This is a genomic window from Rahnella sp. AA (assembly GCF_002834385.1).
GTDB lineage: Bacteria > Pseudomonadota > Gammaproteobacteria > Enterobacterales > Enterobacteriaceae > Rahnella.
Window position 1 is genome coordinate 60,573 of sequence record NZ_PITQ01000001.1, and the last position, 17,255, is coordinate 77,827.

The 17,255-nt window shown below is 54.7% G+C and carries 18 protein-coding genes; 12 read left to right on the plus strand and 6 right to left on the minus strand.

Translation table 11 applies throughout. The annotated features are described in order from the left end of the window. Positions 1–2 precede the first annotated feature (2 nt). Entirely contained in the window at positions 3–935 is a 933-nt protein-coding gene (locus tag CWS43_RS00265) for a lysine exporter LysO family protein (RefSeq protein ID WP_101074880.1), read from the plus strand. A gap of 13 nt (positions 936–948) precedes the next feature. Continuing rightward, the gene (locus tag CWS43_RS00270) at positions 949–1,614 is read left to right on the plus strand and encodes an alanyl-tRNA editing protein (protein ID WP_101074881.1); all 666 of its coding nucleotides are present in this window, start codon (positions 949–951) and stop codon (positions 1,612–1,614) included. Positions 1,615–1,718: 104 nt separating this feature from the next. Here the strand turns inward: CWS43_RS00270 and CWS43_RS00275 are convergent, their stop codons facing one another. Both CWS43_RS00275 and CWS43_RS00280 read right to left on the minus strand, forming a co-directional pair. Continuing rightward, entirely contained in the window at positions 1,719–3,137 is a 1,419-nt protein-coding gene (locus CWS43_RS00275; RefSeq protein ID WP_101074882.1) for an amidohydrolase family protein, read from the minus strand. Between the two features lie 96 nt (positions 3,138–3,233). Further along, positions 3,234–4,088 (minus strand): LysR family transcriptional regulator, encoded by an 855-nt coding sequence (locus CWS43_RS00280; RefSeq protein ID WP_101074883.1) that lies wholly within the window; start codon positions 4,086–4,088, stop codon positions 3,234–3,236. A 235-nt stretch (positions 4,089–4,323) separates the two neighbouring features. Here CWS43_RS00280 and hpxO point away from each other — a divergent pair, with 235 nt between their 5' ends. Together hpxO and CWS43_RS00290 are read left to right on the plus strand one after the other, a co-directional pair. Further along, positions 4,324–5,481, plus strand: coding sequence for an FAD-dependent urate hydroxylase HpxO (gene hpxO, locus CWS43_RS00285; RefSeq protein ID WP_101074884.1), 1,158 nt, complete (start codon positions 4,324–4,326; stop codon positions 5,479–5,481). 142 nt (positions 5,482–5,623) lie between these two features. Beyond that, positions 5,624–7,192, plus strand: a complete 1,569-nt coding sequence (locus CWS43_RS00290) for a hypothetical protein (RefSeq protein ID WP_101074885.1) — start codon at positions 5,624–5,626, stop codon at positions 7,190–7,192. 51 nt (positions 7,193–7,243) lie between these two features. Here CWS43_RS00290 and CWS43_RS00295 read toward each other — a convergent pair whose 3' ends face one another. Further along, positions 7,244–7,729, minus strand: coding sequence for a hypothetical protein (locus CWS43_RS00295; RefSeq protein WP_101074886.1), 486 nt, complete (start codon positions 7,727–7,729; stop codon positions 7,244–7,246). A 130-nt stretch (positions 7,730–7,859) separates the two neighbouring features. On the opposite strand from CWS43_RS00295, the gene CWS43_RS00300 reads away from it, so the two are divergent. Both CWS43_RS00300 and CWS43_RS00305 read left to right on the plus strand, forming a co-directional pair. Then, positions 7,860–9,281 carry an aldehyde dehydrogenase family protein gene (locus CWS43_RS00300; protein ID WP_101074887.1) on the plus strand — a complete coding sequence of 474 codons (1,422 nt, stop codon included), beginning with the start codon at positions 7,860–7,862 and terminating at the stop codon, positions 9,279–9,281. A 7-nt stretch (positions 9,282–9,288) separates the two neighbouring features. Further along, a complete protein-coding gene (locus tag CWS43_RS00305) occupies positions 9,289–10,194 on the plus strand; it encodes an AraC family transcriptional regulator (RefSeq protein ID WP_232776589.1) in 906 nt (301 codons plus the stop codon). Here the strand turns inward: CWS43_RS00305 and CWS43_RS00310 are convergent. Then, positions 10,169–11,092: a LysR family transcriptional regulator gene (locus tag CWS43_RS00310; protein ID WP_101074889.1), complete on the minus strand. Its 924-nt coding sequence runs from the start codon at positions 11,090–11,092 to the stop codon at positions 10,169–10,171. The genes CWS43_RS00305 and CWS43_RS00310 overlap by 26 nt on opposite strands. A gap of 112 nt (positions 11,093–11,204) precedes the next feature. Here CWS43_RS00310 and CWS43_RS00315 point away from each other — a divergent pair, with 112 nt between their 5' ends. The 3 genes from CWS43_RS00315 to CWS43_RS00325 all read left to right on the plus strand — a co-directional run bounded on the left by CWS43_RS00315 (position 11,205) and on the right by CWS43_RS00325 (position 12,674). After that, positions 11,205–11,960, plus strand: coding sequence for an SDR family oxidoreductase (locus CWS43_RS00315; protein WP_101074890.1), 756 nt, complete (start codon positions 11,205–11,207; stop codon positions 11,958–11,960). A 121-nt stretch (positions 11,961–12,081) separates the two neighbouring features. Further along, positions 12,082–12,330: a transcriptional regulator gene (locus tag CWS43_RS00320; protein ID WP_101074891.1), complete on the plus strand. Its 249-nt coding sequence runs from the start codon at positions 12,082–12,084 to the stop codon at positions 12,328–12,330. Beyond that, on the plus strand, positions 12,330–12,674 hold the full coding sequence (locus CWS43_RS00325) for a type II toxin-antitoxin system PemK/MazF family toxin (protein WP_101074892.1): 345 nt from the start codon (positions 12,330–12,332) through the stop codon (positions 12,672–12,674). Before CWS43_RS00320 ends, CWS43_RS00325 begins: the two co-directional genes overlap by 1 nt. A 50-nt stretch (positions 12,675–12,724) precedes the next feature. Here CWS43_RS00325 and CWS43_RS00330 read toward each other — a convergent pair whose 3' ends face one another. Beyond that, complete coding sequence (locus CWS43_RS00330) at positions 12,725–13,651, minus strand: carbon-nitrogen hydrolase family protein (RefSeq protein ID WP_101074893.1); 927 nt, start codon at positions 13,649–13,651, stop codon at positions 12,725–12,727. Positions 13,652–13,725: 74 nt separating this feature from the next. Here CWS43_RS00330 and CWS43_RS00335 point away from each other — a divergent pair, with 74 nt between their 5' ends. Beyond that, a complete protein-coding gene (locus CWS43_RS00335; protein WP_101074894.1) occupies positions 13,726–14,655 on the plus strand; it encodes a LysR family transcriptional regulator in 930 nt (309 codons plus the stop codon). On the opposite strand, the gene CWS43_RS00340 is transcribed toward CWS43_RS00335, so the two are convergent. Then, positions 14,652–15,560, minus strand: coding sequence for a DMT family transporter (locus CWS43_RS00340; RefSeq protein WP_101074895.1), 909 nt, complete (start codon positions 15,558–15,560; stop codon positions 14,652–14,654). The two genes, CWS43_RS00335 and CWS43_RS00340, sit on opposite strands and share 4 nt — an antisense overlap. 188 nt (positions 15,561–15,748) lie before the next feature. Between CWS43_RS00340 and CWS43_RS00345 the strand changes: the two genes are divergently transcribed. Together CWS43_RS00345 and CWS43_RS00350 are read left to right on the plus strand one after the other, a co-directional pair. Further along, positions 15,749–16,627 (plus strand): helix-turn-helix domain-containing protein, encoded by an 879-nt coding sequence (locus tag CWS43_RS00345; protein ID WP_101074896.1) that lies wholly within the window; start codon positions 15,749–15,751, stop codon positions 16,625–16,627. A gap of 97 nt (positions 16,628–16,724) precedes the next feature. Next, complete coding sequence (locus CWS43_RS00350; RefSeq protein WP_101074897.1) at positions 16,725–17,255, plus strand: GNAT family N-acetyltransferase; 531 nt, start codon at positions 16,725–16,727, stop codon at positions 17,253–17,255.

Consider the following 17,255-nt stretch of genomic DNA (forward strand, 5'->3'; position numbering starts at 1 on the left):
CAATGAATATCGCACTTTCTAATTTATTGCCTATATTTATCTCGTTCGTTTTGGGGTATAAGATTAAGAGTTTTATCCCACGTCTAAAAATGTCTGTTATCAATAAATTATCAAATATTTCTTTAAATCTGCTACTTATCTTCATGGGGGTAACGGTTGGCTTTATTCCGGGCATTTTAAGTAAAATGGCTGCTGTTGGATTTAATGCTATAAGTATAGCTACTGCATCTTCAGTTTCAATTGCAGTTGTGCTTAAAATATTTCACTGGAAAACAGAAGCTTTGAAAGCCGTAGATGTTAAGGAGGATCATGCCCAGGCTGCGTTTGACATCATGGGGTATATTAAAGATCCATTAATGTTAGGTGGATTAGTGGTATTAGGATTTGTCATTGCTTACAGCAATGTCATTCCGAATGCTGATTATGACCTTCTCATATCAGTTCTTCTTTATTTGTTGATATTTTTCATTGGAATAAAACTGTCATCTTCAGGTCTGAAAATGAGAGATATATTTTTCAATAAAAACAATATATATATGACATTTTTGACGATCACAGCATCTTATGCGGGAGCTGCGATGGTATCAATGTTCCTTCCGCTATCATTGTCTCACAGTCTTGCCGTCAGTTCCGGATTTGGTTGGTACACTTTGTCCGGCATACTTTTTACTAAAATGAATAATCCTCTTCTTGGGTCTGTTGCGTTTTTATGTGATTTATTTCGTGAGGCTATTGCCTTGTTACTTATCCCTACACTATCAAGAATTGGCAACGGAAATGTTGCCATTGGTGTTGCAGGAGCCACTGCAATGGACGTGACACTTCCTGTTATAGAAAAACACTGTGGTATGGCATATGTCCCTGTTGCACTCTTGTCGGGGGGGATTATTACGGTTTTAGTCCCATTCCTCATCCCATTTTTTTATTCACTATAAAAAGGACTTGAAAATGCATAATACTCAAAGATTATTTGATGAAAGACCTGAGGAATCGGATTTTACTGCAAGTATCGTTTTTATTGGTGATGACTATATTATTCTTGATCGTACCTTATTCTATCCGCTATCAGGTAATCAGCAATGTGATTCAGGTGAAATAAACGGTAAGTCCGTAAACAATGTGACTGTTGAATCTGAAGAACATGAAAAACTTAGCATGCATGCACCGATAAGACATTATTTAGATATTCAGGGGCTTACGGTAGGACAAGATGTTCATGGAAATATTGATTTTCTTAAAAGGCGTAAGATAATGAAACTCCATGCAGCAAGTCATCTGGTGGAACACTTCATTAGTCAAAGCCCGGAATTTATATCTGTTGAGGGATCATTTGTGAGTCATGAAAAAGACCGTACGGATTATAAGCTTTCAGCTAATTTATCGGCAGAGGGGCTGATCAGTCTTGAGTCCCAGGTTAATGACTTCATTGATATAAACCAACCTATTACGTTCAAGACACATAATGGCCTGAGGCTATGGGTCTGTGCAGATATAATAATGCCTTGTTGCGGAACTCATGTCGGCAACACGCAGGATATCGGAGTGATAAAACTCTCGAGGAAAAATAAAGGAAAAGGAATCAATAGGATCGAAATCACATTAGTCAATGAGTGACAGTGTTTATCAAAATCTTTAAACAGGCATAATCTCTTAATATTAGATTTTTAAAATCAACGCTTTAAAGAGTTATGCCTGTCCAATATTTTAAGCCTGAACCCTTACACCTTCTCTACCGCGCCAAACACCAGTCTTCCCTGATGGAATGTCGCTTTCACGTCGGACACCCGCGCGACTGCTTCGGCTGAACAACTGGCGTCGACCAGGATCATTTCGGCGTTGTCGTTGAGTGCGGGCCACTGGCGTTTCCCGGCATCATCGAGTGGCAGGACATTGCCGGTGGCGATGGCGAGGGAGCGGGTCAGGCCGAATTCGTCGGAATTGCCGTAGAGCTGGGCGTACAGGCTGGCTTTTTCCAGCATGCTGCCGGTGCCGAACGGTGACCAGTGGTCGATCACGCTGTCGGTGCCGGTCATGACGAATACGCCTTTCTGGCTCAGCTGCGGCAGCGGCATGTTCAGTTTGCCGAGCGGAATGGTGGAAGCCACGGTGAACTGCTGCTCAGACAGCCCGGCGATCACGTCATCCAGCTCTGCGCCCTGCATCATGGCCAGCGCAAAACCGTGGCTGAGCGTCACTTTACCTTTCAGTTGCGGGTTTTTCTCCACGGTCTTAATCATGTATTTCACTGCGGCGATCCCGGCGGGCGTCGTTTCATGCAGATGAATATCCACGCCTTTATTTGTGTCGAGCGCAATCTGGAACATCGCGTCCAGCGACTTTTCCATTGCGCCGTCAACATTGGTCGGATCCAATCCGCCGACGTACTGCACGCCCATTTGCATCGCTTCGCGCATCAGGCCGTCCACTTTCGAATGCAGCAAACCGTGTTGAGGAAACGCCACAATCTCACAGCTGAAATCCTGCTGATGTTTTTCCAGCGCGATTTTCAGGTGTTCGAGACTTTTCAGGCCGCTGACCGGGTCGATATTGCAGTGGCTGCGCGCCACCGTGGTGCCTTTGGAATGCAGCAACCCGATAATCGCTTCGGCGTGTTCGACCGACGTCGGCAGTAGTTTCGGGATCAGCACCTGCTCGCGGGCAATCATATCCATGATGGTTTTGCCTTTACGCGGGCGCGGCGCTTCCCATTTGCCGCCATAAAAGGTTTTGTCGAGGTGGATATGCATATCGCGCGTGGCGGGCAGAAGAAGCAGCCCTTTAGCGTCAAAGGCCGGTAACGTGCTGGCCGGGGCATCTTTCGCGGGCTGAATCGCCACAATTTTGCCGTTATTGATATCGAGATTGTACAGGCCGGTTTGCGTGCCAATTACCATCTCACCTTCACGCTCGAAACCTTCTTCCAGCCGGACATTCCGCAGCTGGTAGTGCGTGGCAGAAATCATCGTTGCCTGACGGGGATCGTCGCATGTTTCAATGTTCTGACCGGTGCGTACGGTGGAAGCAGACGCCATGCCGGAGGCCAGCAGGGCACCGGTGGCCGTGACTTTTGCGCTGTTTGAGAGAAAGTTTCTGCGGCTTTGTTGCTGAGGGTTTTGCACGTCGAATTCCTTATTCATGATGCTCAGAGGATGCTGCTTTTCTCTTCACCCTAAAAGATCTCTCCGGTTCCGGCTGCGATATTTCCCACTGCCTGTCAGTGGGAAACGCAATGCTCAGCTGAGCTGGCAAAAGTCGCGCAATTTTCCCGCCAGCGCGATTTGCGCCGTCGTGGCATCCGGGCGGTAAAACAGCGCCAGCTCGACGTTATCCACGGTGGGTAAGCCGCTATCTGCGCCGAGAATACGGTGTTCCGGCGTGACACAGCTGGCGGGCAGCAGCGTGACGCCCAGCCCGGCGGCGCTTGCGGCGACCAGCGCAGCGAGGCTGGCGCTGCTGTAACTGATCCGCCAGCTGCGCCCGATGGCGTCCAGCGCCTGGCACAATTCTTCGCGATACAAACCGTTGAGCGGGAACAGCACCAGCGGCACCGGGTCGCGCTCAAAAGCGGGAAACCCGGCGCTGTCGAGCCACAGCATCGGCTCGGGGCGCGACGCATTGGCTTTCTCGCCGGTCAGCTGTTTCACCAGAATAATATCCAGCATGTCCTGCTGCCACGCGCGGCGCAGTTCGTGGCTCAGGCCGCTGGTCACATCCAGCCGGATATGCGGATGTTCACGGCAAAACTGCGCCAGCAAAGAGGTGGTGGCAGCCGCAAAATCTTCCGGCACGCCGAGACGCACAATGCCGTCCGGCCACTGATCGCTCAGCGCGTCGTGCGCCTCGCCGTTGAGCGCGATAATCCGCCGCGCATAGCCGAGCAGCCGTTCGCCTTCTTCGGTGAGCTGAACCTGATGCGACGTGCGCTCGAGCAACGGTTTACCCAGCGCTTCTTCGAGCCGCCGGACCTGCTGGCTGACCGTCGATTGCGAAAGATAAACGCGGTCGGCGGCGCGGGTAAAACTACCTGTTTCGCAGACGGCCACAAAACTGAGTAACTGTTGCGGGCTGAACATGGGATAGCGATTCATTTCATCACTACTTCTGGTTGTGGTATTTGAAATCTGAATAGCCAGAAGAGTATCAACCTTCGCGCTCACGCACCAGACTGGCTCATTTCCCGGTTATTTCGCCTTGTTTTAGCGCATCCGGGCCGTTCTGTGGCGTATGCTCATTTGCCTTAATATTGTATACAAGGCTTATTGCGCAAATCCGCTTTCTGGTACAGAAATTGCTTTTTCCTTGTGAGACTTCAAGGAGAAAAATATGAAAGCGATCGTGATTGGTGGCGGTATTGGCGGGACATGTGCGGCGATTGCGCTGAAGCGTTTTGGCATCGAAACGGCAGTATACGAGGCGGTGAAAGAGATCAAACCGGTGGGCGCGGCGATTTCTATCTGGCCGAACGGCGTGAAATGCCTGAATTATCTCGGGATGAAAGAGCCGTTGCGCAAGCTGGGCGGCCAGATGCGTTTTATGGCGTACAAAGATTATCAGCAAGGCCAGACAATGACGCGCTTCTCGATGGATCCGCTGATTCAGAGCGTCGGTGAGCAGCCGTATCCGGTAGCGCGCGCGGAGCTTCAGTCGATGCTGCTCGATACCTATGGCCGCGACAAGGTGCAGTTTGGCAAACGCGTTACGCACGTTGAGGAGTCCGCAGACAGCGTGACTGCCTGGTTTGACGACGGAACATCCGCGACCGGCGATGTGCTGATTGCCGCCGACGGCACGCATTCTGTTATCCGCCAGCACGTTCTGGGCTACGCCACCGAGCGCCGTTATGCCGGTTATGTTAACTGGAACGGGCTGGTGGAAATCGATGAAAGTATCGCGCCTGCCGATCAGTGGACGACATTCGTGGGTGAAGGTAAGCGTGTTTCGCTGATGCCGGTAAGCGACAACCGTTTCTACTTTTTCTTTGACGTTCCGCTGCCTAAAGGCCTGCCGGAAGACCGCGCCACGGTGCGCGACGATTTACAGCGCTATTTTGCCGGCTGGGCAGAACCGGTGCAGAAACTGATTAGCCTGATTAATCCCGACACCACCAACCGGATTGAAATCCACGATATCGAACCGTTTATGCAACTGGTTAAAGGGCGGATAGCGTTGCTGGGCGATTCCGGCCACAGCACGACGCCGGATATCGGTCAGGGCGGATGCGCGGCAATGGAAGACGCCGTGGTGCTGGCCAATGTATTGCAAACCAACTCGTTAGGCATTGAAGACGCGCTGCTGCGCTATCAGGAAAAACGAGCGTATCGTGTGAAAGATCTGGTGTTGAAAGCGCGCAAACGCTGCGACGTGACGCACGGCAAAGACATGGCGGTCACTGGCCAGTGGTATGAAGATCTGAAAACAGAAACGGGCGAACGCATTCTTTCCGGCATGTGCGAAACCATTCTGGGTGGTCCGCTGGAATAACAGAGCGCCGGGCGTCGTGGCCCGCTTTTCAGAAACAGACTTTTACATATCCTTAAAGTTTCCTGTGGTTTTGCCGAAAATAGCATCAGAAGGATCAGGGTATCCACTGGCGCTATGGCGCAAAAACAAGGGAACTATCGGGATGACAACCATTTCCGCAACGGGCAACCAGTCAGTCAATACGCTGCTGGCCGCCACCAAAACCACGGCAACCGTGACTGCCGTCGCCAGCCAGCAGGCATCGGCGACGCAGTCGACTTCCGTCACGATCGGGCAGGCGACCAGCAGCACGCCTGTTTACGCCATCACCAAACCGGCACTGGTGTGGGAAAATGCTTCTGCCGATCTTATCTCCTCGAGGCTGGCGGGAAATTTCAATTCCGCAGGCAATGCGGCGCGTTTCGCCGGACTGGGGGCGGCGGTGCTGGAACGCTTTACCACGGAGGCGGGCAGTTATTCGCAATCTGTCCTAAAGCAGACGGCGGGTCCGGCTTCCTCAGTCAGCAGCGCTCAGTCGCAACTTCATACCAAAGCGGATAATCAGATCACCCTGAGCGTGAAAACGGCCAGCGGCGCGCTGGTGGATATCACGCTGGGCAGCGATGACGATGGTCTGGGCGTGCAGGTGAGCGTCACAAAAGGTACGCTCAGTAAGGCCGACCGCACTGCGCTGGCCGGTCTGGCCGACGGTTTTCAGAAAGCCATTGACGGCCTGACCGCGCAACCGCCAAAGCTCGATCTGAGCGGATTAACTCAATTCGATACGTCGGTGCTGTCTTCCGTTGATTTGCACGCTACGTTGGGCACGAACAATGCCCAAACGCTCGATTTCCACGCCGACGCCAGCACGCGTTCGGTGAAATCAACCGGAGCGCTTGGCACGGTGAATATCAGCGTGGACATGAGTAAACGTGCGCTTCTCGGCACAGAGTCACAGCAAAAACAGGCGCTGAATCAGTATCTGAAGCAGTTCAGTAGTGCAGGTTCGCGGGGGAATGCGGACTCATCGCTGCTGGACATGTTCAAAGATGCATTTACTGCGCTTAACAGCAATTACGGCGCGTCGGCGACGACCTACAAGAGCAGCGGCCCGGAACCGGTTCACTTCTCGCTGACCAAAACCGATAAAAACATGATGACCGGGCTGGCAGATTTTACGGCGTCAGTCACGCAGACGCCGACGGATAAAACCAATCCGATGCGCCCTGACGAAGTGGATACTTTCTCCTATCAGGTTTCGCAGGCCAGCACAATCACCGGCGACAGCACGCAGAACCGCAATATTACGCAGAAGCAGCAATCGCATCTGGTCGCAAGCTTCCACAAGTCATTAACGCCGGGGCTTCAGCTGAACCTGACCAGTGACCGGGATTCGCAAAATTATCTCTACTATCAGATTGATGATAAAGCCGAAAGCACGACGTCTGTGCAGTACCACAAAGGGGCGCTGGTGAGTGCGTCTGTGGATCAGTCGGCCAGCACCTCAACGCATATTCAGAAGTATGTGAAAGGCTGGCTGGAATCTGACACGACGACGCCGGTGGAAACGTCCAAAACCACGGATTTGCTCGGCAAGTTGCAATCCGCATGGCAAAACGATGCGCCGCGCATCTCGTTCCGGGATTATCTGGCGCATCAGTCGCTGCCGGATCTCAGCGGTCTGGTGTTGCTGGAATCGGACCCTGCGCAGCTGAAAAATACGTTGGCCTGAATCTGAGTTACTCAAAATAACAGCCTCGCATGAGGCTGTTACTCTTTCTGCTTACATCTCAAATTTCGTTCCCTGCACGGTGATTTCTGCAAATTGCAGATGGTGCATGAACTCGCGCAAAATCAGCAATGTGGCCGCGAAATCATTGCCGTCCGGCAACCCTTCAAAGTGCGCAGGGCGTCCGTTAATGACCAGCGCCAGCCGGTCAAATGTCCGTTCGACGGCGTCGAGCGACAGCGTCATCACCTCGTTTTCTGCCACACCGGCAATGCGTGCCAGCGCGCGGATATCGTTGTCCGTGCTGAACAGCGCCGCGCCTGCGGGAATGTCATACCGGATACGAATAATTTCATCTTCCACCACCATAATGGCGGTTTCCATTTCATCCGGCGTGGGCGGCGTGTGGCGGAAATAGCCCACGGACGTCAGCTGTGAGCCCAGCGTTAGCGGCAAAATCTTGTCCTCAGCCCCGGAATTTCTGACGACAATTTGCGTCTCTTCGTGGCCGATATGCAGTAATACAGCAGGTGTGGTCATCGGTTTCTCCCAATCGATAGATTTCTAACATACTCCCGGCCAGCAGGATCAGGCAATCCTCAGGCAGTATTGGTCTATCTCCCTTTTGCCCGCCGGTCTTAGCATGAAGACTCACAAACCGGAGGCATTCATGAAACAGATTAATCAAATCTATATTAACGGCGAGTTCGTCACCCCGCACGGCACCGAAGTGATGGACCTGATCAATCCGGTGACTGAACAGGTTGCGGCGCAGGTTCGTCTGGCCGATGAAACTGATACCCGCCAGGCGATCGCTGCCGCAAAAGCGGCTTACGTTGATTTCTCACGGACCAGCAAACCGCAGCGCATTCAGTATTTACAGCAGCTGCACGACGCGGTACTGGCGCGGGCGGACGCGCTGGAAGCGGTGATGAGCGCCGAATATGGCGGCTCGCTGGCGATGGTGCGCGGCACCGTAGCGCGGGCGTCCGGCGCATTTTTGCAGGCGATAAAACTGCTCAAAGAGTATGAATTTGTCCGCCAGATTGGCAATGCAAAAGTGGTGATGGAACCGCTGGGCGTCGTCGGGCTGATCACGCCGTGGAACGCCAACTACGGTTTTATCTGCAACAAAATGGCGACGGCGCTGGCGGCGGGCAGCACCGTGGTGATCAAGCCCAGCGAGCTGAGCGCGGGCCAGACGCAGTTGCTGACAGAGTGCCTGCACGCCGCAGGTTTACCGGCGGGCGTGTTTAATATTGTCACCGGACGCGGCGACGTGGTCGGCGCAGAAATTACCCGTCACCCTGATATCGCGAAAATCTCCTTTACCGGTTCGACGGCGGTGGGCAAAGCGATTGCCCGCGGCGCGGTGGACACCCTGAAACGCGTGACGCTGGAACTCGGCGGCAAATCGCCTAACATTCTTCTGCCGGATGTTGATCTCGAAAAAGCCATTCCGCTGGCGCTGGCGGTTGGCACGATGAATAACGGCCAGGCATGCATTGCCGGTACCCGCTTGCTGGTCCCGGAAGAACGGCTGCAAGAAGTGAAAGCGCATCTGGTGCGCGCGGTGGCGAATGTCAAGGTGGGCGACCCGCAGCAGGCGGATACGCAAATCGGCCCGCTGGTGACGGCAAAACAGTACGACCGCGTGCAGAATTATATCCGTCTGGGCATTGAAGAAGGCGCGGAGCTGGTGTGCGGCGGCGAAGGGCGGCCGGACGGGCTTCGCCACGGTTATTTTGTGAAACCGACGGTGTTTGCGAACGTCACGCCGCAGATGACCATCGCCCGCGAAGAGATTTTCGGGCCGGTGATTTCGGTGCTGACCTACCGCAGCATTGAGGAAGCGGTCAGCATGGCGAACGACACGGTTTACGGCTTGCAGGCATATGTCAGCGGCGAAGATCGCCAGCAGGCGCGCAGCGTGGCGTCGCAAATTATCGCCGGGCGGGTGTTCGTTAATGGCATGTACGATGCGCCGGACGCGCCGTTTGGCGGCTTCAAACAGTCGGGTCTGGGCCGTGAATTTGGTACTTACGGGCTGGAAGCGTATCTTGAGCCGAAGACCCTGATAGACGATGAGTGAGGATGGTATGAGCCCCCTGACGTCCCTGAGCGCGCGTGTTTTGCGCGCCTTTTCAGCCCTGCCGCCGGATGAAAATTCCTGTCCGACGGCGCTGCCGTGGCTGTCATTTATCCGTTTCACACATCCGACGGCGCTTAACAAAGGCATGCTTTCTCCGTCGATGTGCCTGATTTTACAGGGCCAGAAAAAGGTGCTGATCGGCGCGGAAGTGGTGGAGTATGGCGCGGGCAGTTATCTGCTTTCGGCGATTGATATGCCGGTTTCCGGGCAGGTGACGCAGGCGACGGAAGAAACGCCGTATCTGGGGATCCGTATCGATCTGGATCTGAAAGAAATGGCCGATCTGATGATCGATATGCAGCTCGATCCGCTCCCGGCTGCGCGATCCGGGGGCGTCACGTACGTGGCAAAATCCGATGACTGTCTGGCCGATGCCTTTTTGCGCCTGGTCGCCATGCTGGATATTCCGCAGGATTTACAGGCGCTCGGGCAACTGGTGAAAAAAGAGATTTTCTACCGGCTGATCACCGCACCGGAAGGCGGCCATTTTTATCAGCATCTGCTGTCGTATTATCAGGGGAAAGGCGTGAGCGAGGCGATTGTGTGGATCAAAGCCAATTTCGCGCACCCGCTGCGGATGGATGAACTGGCAAAAATTGTCGGAATGAGCGTCTCGAATCTGCATCACCGTTTCAAGGCGCTGACGGTCATGAGCCCGCTGCAATACCAGAAACAGATCCGTTTACTGGAAGCGCGCCGCCTGCTGCTGAGCGGCAATATCGACGCGGCGACCGCGGCATTTCGCGTAGGCTACGAAAGCCCGTCGCAGTTTAACCGGGAATACCGCCGTTCGTTTGGCGCGCCGCCGTTGCAGGATATCGGCCAGCTCAGACAGCAGGGTGTAACGCTGTAGTGTGCGGCGGGCTGCGCCGCGCAAACTCCTTCACCATCCAGTCAATAAACACCCGCACGCGGGGCGAAAGCTGACGGTTACGCGGATAAAGCAGCGCGACCGGCAACGCACCGACCGGGAAATCCGCCAGAATTTGCACCAGCGTGCCCTGCGCCAGATCGTCGGTTAACCCGTAATGTGGTACCTGCATAATGCCCATTCCGCGCCGCGCCGCTTCCTTCATACTTTCCGCACCGTTAACCGACAAACTGGTCGGCAACATCACTTCCCGCGCTTTCCCGTTCTGATGAAAAATCAGCGGCAACAGGCCGCCGGTCGCGCTTGAACGGTAGCCAATCATCCGGTGATTAACGAGATCGTCCGGCGTTTTCGGTGTACCAAAACGCGCAAGATACGCCGGGCTGGCGCAGGTGATTTCCGACAGCGTTCCCAGCGGACGCGCCACCATATCGCTGTCTTTCAGTTCGCCCGCGCGGATCACGCAGTCGATACCTTCACGAACCAGATCGACGAACCGGTCACCTTCGCTCAGATAAAATTCGATCTCAGGATATTGCGCCAGAAAATCCGGCAGGCCGGGCAAAAGAAAATGCCGCGCCAGCGAACCGTGGGCGTCCACCCGCAACAACCCTTTGGGCTGCGCACCGGCGAAATCCATCTCGGCATCTTCCACGTCGGCCAGAATGCGCAGACAGCGCTGATAATACGCCTCGCCGTCCAGCGTCGGGCTGACATGGCGGGTTGTGCGTTGCAGCAAACGAACCTTCAGCCGTACTTCCAGCTGCTTAATGGCGTCGGTTACCGTCGAACGTTTCAGGTTCAGATCCTGCGCGGCTTGCGTAAAACTGCGCAGTTCTACCACGCGGGTAAACAACCGCATACTGTCGAGTTTATCCATGATTGTTCGCCTATACCGGATAGTGATAACGAATATCGGGTAATTATCCGGCAGCGTCAATCCACTACTCTTTGTCTGTCGCCATACTTCAACAGACCCTGAGGAAAACATCATGACTTCTCCGACTCAAAATCCGACCCAAAATAAAGTCGCGCTGGTCACCGGCGCATCACGCGGTATCGGCGCGGCCATCGCTGAACGTCTGGCGCTGGACGGTTTCACGGTTATCGTGAACTATTCACGCGGAGAGGCACAAGCCGACGCCGTGGTGAGTAAAATTGAACAGGCAGGGGGAAAGGCCATCGCCGCGCAGGCCGATGTCAGTGATGGCGCCGCGGTCAGCCGTATGTTTGCCAGCGCACAGCAGGCCTTTGGCGGTGTGGATGTGCTGGTGAATAATGCCGGGATCATGACGCTTTCCGCTGTCGCCGACACCGACGATGCGGCGTTCGACCGCCTGATCGACATCAACCTGAAAGGCACGTTTAACACCCTGCGTGAAGCGGCAAAACACCTTCACAACGGCGGGCGTATTATCAATTTCTCCTCCACCGTGGTGGGTCTGTATCAGCCAACCTACGGCGTTTATGCTGCGACCAAAGCCGCCGTCGAAGCGCTGAGCCGCGTACTGACCAAAGAAATGCGTGGCCGCCAGATCACCGTCAACACCGTCGCACCCGGCCCGACGGCGACGGATTTGTTCCTCAACGGTAAATCCGATCAGCTTATTGAAAATATCGCCAAAGCCGCCCCTCTCGAACGCCTCGGCCAGCCGGAAGACATCGCATCCGTCGTCTCCTTCCTCGCCGGCCCCGACGGCGCATGGGTCAACGGCCAGACGCTGAAAGTGAACGGGGGGATCATTTAGAGAGGCGGCTTTAAAGGCATCACTAAAACCGGAAGGCCGCTCGCAAAAGTCTGCATGGGGAATACACCCGCAGACTTTTGGATGTATACTCTTTGTAGATACATACAGAGAGGTAAGAAACATGCGAACTCAGGCAACATTACAGAAATGGGGTAACAGCATTGCGTTGCGCCTTTCAGGAAATTTGAAGTCAATTCCACAATTTGAGGAAGGCGATGTCGTTGACATTGAGGTTTCTGAAGAAGGGCTGCAAATTCGAAAAGCCGAGAAGCAAAAGGTCACGGAGGCCAGCTTGTTATCAAGTTTGAGCGCGTATACTGCTCACGCGGATGAATTAGCTGAACCCACTGACAAGGAGCTTGATTATTAATGTATTTACCAAAGCGCGGGGATATTTGCTGGCTCGATTTTGAGCCTACCAAGGGAAAGGAAATTGGCAAATATCGCCCGGCGCTGATTTTGTCTCATGAGACTTACAACCAGGTCACCGGGCTGGTGATTTGCATGCCTGTCAGCACCAGTGTCAGAGGTGCGCCGACCGAGGTGCCGGTGAATAACCTGAGCTCGCCGTGCGTGGTGGCGACAACGCTTATCCACACGATGGACTGGCGTCAGCGGCAGGCTAAATTCATCGCCGTTGCTGAAGACGGTGTCTTTAACGATGTACTTGCCCGAATTATCCCGCTGATTGGCGGCGAGAGTTTACTGGCCTGAAGGTTGCCTTCCCGGCCAGTCCTAAGGAGGGGTAACTGTATTCTGAAACCCTATTCCTCCAAAAACTTCACCGTATCTTTTGCTCTTGTATCGACGTGCAGCGTGAAGACGTCGGGGCGGGCGTAGTGGCCGACGGGGTCGAAGTCGTAGCGGGCGCCGACCAGATCGTCGGTGTTGATTTCGGCGGTCAGCAATCCGGTTTCACCGGTCAGCGGTCCGGCGAGAATATCGCCGAGCGGGCTGACGATAACGGAGCCGCCGTTAATCAGCGGGCGATCTTCCGGCCAGCTTTCGACTTCAATCCCCAGCGCTTTGGGTGACGGCTGAACCTGACAGGCGCTGACCACAAACATGCGGCCTTCGTGCGCAATATGGCGCATGGAGCATTGCCAGATTTCCCGTTCATCCACCGTCGGCGCGCACCAGATTTCCACCCCTTTGCCATACATCGCCATACGCAGCAGCGGCATGTGATTTTCCCAGCAGATGGCGCTGCCGAGGCGGCCTGCGCGGGCGCTGACCACCGGCAGCGTCGAGCCATCGCCTTGTCCCCAGATCAGTCTTTCGGTGGCGGTCGGCATCAGTTTTCGGTGCTTTGCGACCAGGCCGCGTTCCGGTTCGATGAACAGCGAGGAACAGTAGAGCGTTGAACCGCTGCGTTCGATTACGCCAATCACAATGCTCGCGCCGGTGTGTGTCGCCATTTCAGCCAGCGCATCGGTTTCCGCGCCGGGTACGTCTATCGCGTTGTGAAAATAGCGGGCAAACGCCTCGCGGCCTTCCGGCAGACGATATCCCAGGCGTGTGCCGAAAATTTCCCCTTTCGGATAGCCGCCGAGCAGCGCTTCCGGCATCACCACCAGTGAAGCGCCGGAGGCCGTGATTTTTTCTTCCCACGACAGGATATTTTGCAGGGTGTCGGCTTTACCCGATGGCGAAGAACCGATTTGCAGTGCAGCAACAATGGAAGCAGGCATAGATTACTCTCGACTCAGAAAGGAGGAATTTCTATTCTGGGCAAATTCTGACATTAATCCACCGGGCCTGACTGATGAGTGATATTCGCCAGATTCATATCGAAGAGTGGGATCTCAACCTGCTGAAAGTCTTTGAAGCGTTGCATGAGGAAGGCAGCGCCAGCCGGGCGGCGGTGCGTCTCGGGCTGACACAATCGGCCGCCAGCGCGGCGCTCGGGCGTTTACGGCGTTTGTACGACGATCATCTTTTCGTCCGCACCGGGCGCGGCCTTGCGCCGACGCTGCGGGCCAATGAGCTGAAACCGATTATCAGTGAAGCGCTGGATAAGTGCCGCCAGAGTCTGACGCTGGTTTCCGGCGATCGCGCCGGTTTTGCCGGTCGTTCGCTGAGCCTCGGTTTGTCCGATGATTTTGAGCTGGCGGTCGGTAAGCAGATTATCGATCTGCTCGGGGAGGAAATGCCGGGCCTGCGGGTGGTGTTTCGCCAGACGCACAGCCGGATTGTGGAAGATATGCTGATGAACCGCGAGATTGATTTGGCGATTGCGTCAGGCGGCTTCACCTCGGCGTCGCTGGGCAGCGTGAGCGCCGGAGAAGGGCAGTACGCCAGTCTGATGGACGCTCAGTTCGCGCCGGATTCCCTGACGCTCGGGGATTTTATTCAGCGTCAGCATTTGCTGATTTCGTCCGGGGGATTTATCGGCATGGTGGATGAAGTGCTGATGGCGAAAGGGCTGAAGCGGCAGGTGAAAGCGTCCACCACGCATTTTGCCGCGTTGCCGTATTTACTGCTGGGCAGTGATGCGGTCGCCACTATCCCTTTGCATGCCGCGCGGCGGCTGGCGGCGTTCCACCCTTTACGTTTACTGGAAACGCCGCTGGAAATGCCCGCTTATGCGGTGAATCTCGGCTGGCGGCGCGACGGCCTGCGTGACCCGGCTATCGCGCAAATGAAAGAGGTGGTCAGCCGGATCCTCAGGCAGTTCGGCTGGCAGGCGTCTTAGCCCGTTAAGGCCGCTTTCCGGCGAAAAATCTCCAGCCAGGACGGGCGGCAGAACATCACCAGATTCCCCATCAGAATCAGTGCCAGCCCGATGACGGCGTTGATATGCCACTGATAATCTTCATAGAACGTGGAAACTGTCAGTGCAACCAGCGGGAACAGCAGCGTGCTGTAAGCCGCCTGACTCGCGCCGATGCGTCCGACCAGCGTGAAATACATGCCAAAAGCCAGCACCGAGCCAAATACCGAAAGATAAACCAGCGAGCCGATATATTGCGGCCTCAGGTCGATGGCGAAGGACGCGCCCTGGATCAGGCTCAGCACGCCCATCACCGCCGTGCCGTAAAACATCGCATAGGTGTTGGTGGAGAGAACGTCCAGACCGTTACGCTGATGGCGGGAGCTGATCATGTTGCCGAGCGAGAAACCGTAAGTGCCGAGCAGGCTGAGGCCGATGCCTTTGAGTAATTCCGGCGCGATATGGGCGGCGCTCAGGTCATGCCAGAACAGGGTCACAATGCCCGCCAGCCCGAGGAGGGCTGCGGGAATGACCGCCGGTGCCAGTTTCTGGCGGAAAAACAGCATCCCGTTGAAGGCGTTAAATAATACCGCCATCGAGAAAATCACCGATTCCAGCCCGCTGGTGATGTACGCGGCGGCATGATAGAAGCAGTAAAAGTTGAAGCAAAAAACGCAGCAACCCTGCACCACGCAAAACAGGTGATCTTTCAGCGCCAGCCGGCGTAAACGGCGGGTGGCCAGCAGCGCCGCCAGCATAATCACGGCGGCAAGCAGGAAGCGGTAAAAGATCGAAACGGTCACCGGTACATCACCCTGTTGCAGGTAAATGGCAAACCAGGTGGTGCCCCAGATCACAATCACCGAGATATACAAAAACACATTCATGAACTTCTCTCACATAAAGTAATGACTGGAGATAAGTCTGCCGGAATATGAAGCGTGGCGATTTCAGCGGGTTGCGGTGAGTTGCATATTCTTGCGCATTTTTTTCGGTAAGATTGCAGCAAAATCTGGCTCAACCTGTGCCAGAAAACGTAAACTGAGCATCTTCTTTCCTCCACACGGTGCACATCATGACGAAGGTTTATCAGGCATTCGAAACGCTGCGTAAGCACAAAGCCGTTCTGCACGACAGTGTGGCGCTGGGCTCCGGCATTCAGCTGGCGGCCTGGTCGAACAAAAATGACATCGTGACGCAGGAAAGCCCGGACCATCACACGCTGAGCCTTTACGTCGCCGACGGTTATGAGTGTTACCACAAAACCCGTGGTGGCTGGCGTAATGGCGGCGGGCCGGATCGTTTTTGCCTGATGCCAAAACACAGCATGTCGAGCTGGGATGTGCGGGACGATTTATCGTTTGTGCATCTGTACTGTTCCGACGAGCATTTGCGACATCTGGTGGAACAAACCTGGGAGCGCAGCCCGGCCTCGATTCAGGTGGAAGAACGTACGTTTGAGGAAGATCCGCAGATTACGTTGCTGTATCGCCACTTTTTACTCAGCAGCCAGTGGCAGGAAAACAGTAACCAGCTGATGCTCAGCAGCGCTGCTAACTTGCTGATGGCGCACCTGGTCAAAAATTACACGCATCTGCAATGGGCGCTGCCGGTGGTACGAGGCGGTCTGTCTCCGCATATTCTCAACCGCGTAAAAGAGTACATTCACGCTAATCTGGCTAAATCTTTATTGTTGCCGGAACTGGCGGTGCTGGCGGAACTCAGCGAATTCCATTTTGCCCGTATGTTTAAACAAAGCATGGGCATGGCACCTCATCAGTATGTGATGAATGCCCGGCTGATTCGCGCGGAACAACTGTTGAAAAACAGCCAGATGGAGATTACCGCGATTGCGCTGGAATGTGGCTTCAGTTCCACCAGCCATTTCAGTAACCGCTTTAAATCGGTGCGGGGTATGACGCCCTCGGCGCTGCGCAACGGCATTATTGTCTGATTTCCTTTTCCTGCCCCAAACCCCTCTTTCCGACCGAACAATTCCAATGCTAAGTTAACGGCTATCGGAATAAATCAGAAAAACTCAAAGGAAAATTATGCTGACTCAGGCACCCGTTCTTGAAACCGAACGTTTGATTTTGCGCGGCCATCGTGTGGAAGATTTCGAAGATATCGCCGCGCAGTGGGCCGATCCGGCCGTTGTGAAATATATTGGCGGCACGCCTTCCACCCGCGAGGCCAGCTGGAGCCGTTTGCTGCGTTATCCCGGCCACTGGCAGATGCTCGGTTTTGGCTACTGGATTGTGTTTGAAAAGCATAACGGCGCGGAAGGCGCGTTCGTCGGGGAATTGGGTCTGGCAGATTATCAGCGTGAAATCACGCCTTCGCTGAACGGCATGGCGGAAATGGGCTGGGTGGTTTCGCCAAAATTTCATGGCAAAGGTTATGCCTTTGAGGCCGCGCAGGCGGTGCTGAACTGGGCCGAAGCGAGTCTTGATCGTCAGTTGTGTTGCATTATCGAACCGGAACATCAGGCGTCAATCCGGCTGGCGGAGAAGTGCGGTTTTGTCGCGCAAACAGACGCGACGTATCACGGTGCAAAAATGCGGATATTTTTCCGCCGTTAA

What these genes read in the sequence shown, in the direction of transcription:
- CWS43_RS00265 (WP_101074880.1), top strand. Translation starts at nt 3, where the DNA reads ATGAATATCGCACTTTCTAATTTATTGCCTATATTTATCTCGTTCGTT.
- CWS43_RS00270 (WP_101074881.1), top strand. Translation starts at nt 949, where the DNA reads ATGCATAATACTCAAAGATTATTTGATGAAAGACCTGAGGAATCGGAT.
- CWS43_RS00275 (WP_101074882.1), bottom strand. Translation starts at nt 3,137, where the DNA reads ATGAATAAGGAATTCGACGTGCAAAACCCTCAGCAACAAAGCCGCAGA.
- CWS43_RS00280 (WP_101074883.1), bottom strand. Translation starts at nt 4,088, where the DNA reads ATGAATCGCTATCCCATGTTCAGCCCGCAACAGTTACTCAGTTTTGTG.
- hpxO (WP_101074884.1), top strand. Translation starts at nt 4,324, where the DNA reads ATGAAAGCGATCGTGATTGGTGGCGGTATTGGCGGGACATGTGCGGCG.
- CWS43_RS00290 (WP_101074885.1), top strand. Translation starts at nt 5,624, where the DNA reads ATGACAACCATTTCCGCAACGGGCAACCAGTCAGTCAATACGCTGCTG.
- CWS43_RS00295 (WP_101074886.1), bottom strand. Translation starts at nt 7,729, where the DNA reads ATGACCACACCTGCTGTATTACTGCATATCGGCCACGAAGAGACGCAA.
- CWS43_RS00300 (WP_101074887.1), top strand. Translation starts at nt 7,860, where the DNA reads ATGAAACAGATTAATCAAATCTATATTAACGGCGAGTTCGTCACCCCG.
- CWS43_RS00305 (WP_232776589.1), top strand. Translation starts at nt 9,289, where the DNA reads ATGAGCCCCCTGACGTCCCTGAGCGCGCGTGTTTTGCGCGCCTTTTCA.
- CWS43_RS00310 (WP_101074889.1), bottom strand. Translation starts at nt 11,092, where the DNA reads ATGGATAAACTCGACAGTATGCGGTTGTTTACCCGCGTGGTAGAACTG.
- CWS43_RS00315 (WP_101074890.1), top strand. Translation starts at nt 11,205, where the DNA reads ATGACTTCTCCGACTCAAAATCCGACCCAAAATAAAGTCGCGCTGGTC.
- CWS43_RS00320 (WP_101074891.1), top strand. Translation starts at nt 12,082, where the DNA reads ATGCGAACTCAGGCAACATTACAGAAATGGGGTAACAGCATTGCGTTG.
- CWS43_RS00325 (WP_101074892.1), top strand. Translation starts at nt 12,330, where the DNA reads ATGTATTTACCAAAGCGCGGGGATATTTGCTGGCTCGATTTTGAGCCT.
- CWS43_RS00330 (WP_101074893.1), bottom strand. Translation starts at nt 13,651, where the DNA reads ATGCCTGCTTCCATTGTTGCTGCACTGCAAATCGGTTCTTCGCCATCG.
- CWS43_RS00335 (WP_101074894.1), top strand. Translation starts at nt 13,726, where the DNA reads ATGAGTGATATTCGCCAGATTCATATCGAAGAGTGGGATCTCAACCTG.
- CWS43_RS00340 (WP_101074895.1), bottom strand. Translation starts at nt 15,560, where the DNA reads ATGAATGTGTTTTTGTATATCTCGGTGATTGTGATCTGGGGCACCACC.
- CWS43_RS00345 (WP_101074896.1), top strand. Translation starts at nt 15,749, where the DNA reads ATGACGAAGGTTTATCAGGCATTCGAAACGCTGCGTAAGCACAAAGCC.
- CWS43_RS00350 (WP_101074897.1), top strand. Translation starts at nt 16,725, where the DNA reads ATGCTGACTCAGGCACCCGTTCTTGAAACCGAACGTTTGATTTTGCGC.